The following is a 1441-nucleotide window of genomic DNA, read 5'->3' on the forward strand; positions in this document are numbered from 1 at the left end:
TGGCTTCGCCATCCGCACCAGCGCGTTTTTGCCAGTCAGCCAGCATGATGGTGCCGACTTGTTTCATGTCTGCCATTAGCTTAGGTGATGGGGTGACGATTTGCATACCTTTTTCAGTCAATGCTTTTTTGTAGTAAGCGTCTTTTTCAGCGCTGACTTTCCAGCCGCGGGCTTCGGCCTCTGCAGCAGTTTTCAAGAGAGCGGTTTGTGTGGCAGGGTCTAGTGCATCAAAAGCCTTTTTGTTGACGAGAACAGCGTTCTTTGGCAACCAAGCTTGGGTGTCATAGAAGTACTTCAAACTCTCGTAGGTTTTGGTGTCAAAGCCAGTGGCACCTGAACTCATATAGCTCTCAATCACGCCAGTGGCAAGCGCTTGAGATAGTTCGGCAGCTTGGATAGTCACCGGTTGTGCGCCAATTAGTTCGGCAATTTTGGCCGTAGCTGGGCTGTAGGCGCGCCATTTGATGCCCCGCAGATCTGCGACGGAGTTGATTTCTTTCTTGGTGTAAATACCTTGCGGGGGCCAAGCAACAGTAAATAACAATTTCATGCCTTGGGCGGCTAAGAGTTTATCGAGTACAGGTTTTTGGGCGTCATAGAGGCGTTTGGAGTCTGCAAAACTAGTGGCCAAGAAAGGAACGCCATCTGCACCGTAAACAGGGTTTTCGTTTTCAAAGTTCACCAAAAGCACTTCGCCAATCTGTGCTTGCCCACCTTGCACAGCGCGCTTGATTTCATTGGCTTTGAAAAGGGATGCATTAGCGTGTACTGAGATTTTGAGTTTGCCAGCGGTAGCTACATCGACATCCTTGGCAAACTGGACCAGATTTTCTGAATGGAAGCTGGTTGCAGCATAGGCTGCAGGAAGGTCCCATTTGGTTTGGGCGAATACGTTGCCAGCAAAAAGCGACAGGGCTAAGGCAGAAACAGAAAAATAACGACGTTGCATAAGAACTCCTGAACAGTTAAGACCAAAAACCGTGGCTTTTACGCGCCAAAAGGACAACTATAGCCAGTATTTGGGGTGTCTCTGAAATTCATACAATGGTCTGCAATAGGATGACTAATTTACATAACAACTGAACCGTCCCACTAGAAACGGAACTTCCCATGAACAAACTCTTCCCCCTCATTTGTGCACTTTTGGTTCTAGCCGGTTGTGCAACATCTGCAAACTACCAAAAGAACCTCAATGCGTGGGTGGGTGAGGATGAGTCCGCGTTGGTCGCCAAATGGGGTAAACCCAACAAAACTTACGAAGTCGACGGCTTCACGTATTTGGTCTACAACACTTCAGGTGAAGCATCGTCGCCTGGTATCAATACAGATTCTCAAAGCACAGTGGCTGGCACTTCCATCTTTGGTGGCGCTAACGGTTGGATTCCATCGTTAACCTTTTGGAGCACTTGTCAAACCACATTTGAAATTCAAAAAGGCAAAG

Annotated in this window: 2 protein-coding genes; one reads left to right on the forward strand and one right to left on the reverse strand. The window is 48.0% G+C overall.

What is annotated here, in order from left to right; translation table 11 throughout:
- On the reverse strand, nt 1-949 hold a 949-nt coding region (locus AC9UEO_RS13635), incomplete at its 3' end, for a TRAP transporter substrate-binding protein (protein ID WP_509534618.1).
- A gap of 161 nt (nt 950-1110) precedes the next feature.
- On the opposite strand from AC9UEO_RS13635, the gene AC9UEO_RS13640 reads away from it, so the two are divergent.
- On the forward strand, nt 1111-1441 hold a 331-nt coding region (locus AC9UEO_RS13640), incomplete at its 3' end, for a hypothetical protein (protein WP_509534621.1).

Source organism: Limnohabitans sp. (assembly GCF_040401495.1).
Classification (GTDB): Bacteria; Pseudomonadota; Gammaproteobacteria; order Burkholderiales; family Burkholderiaceae_C; genus Limnohabitans.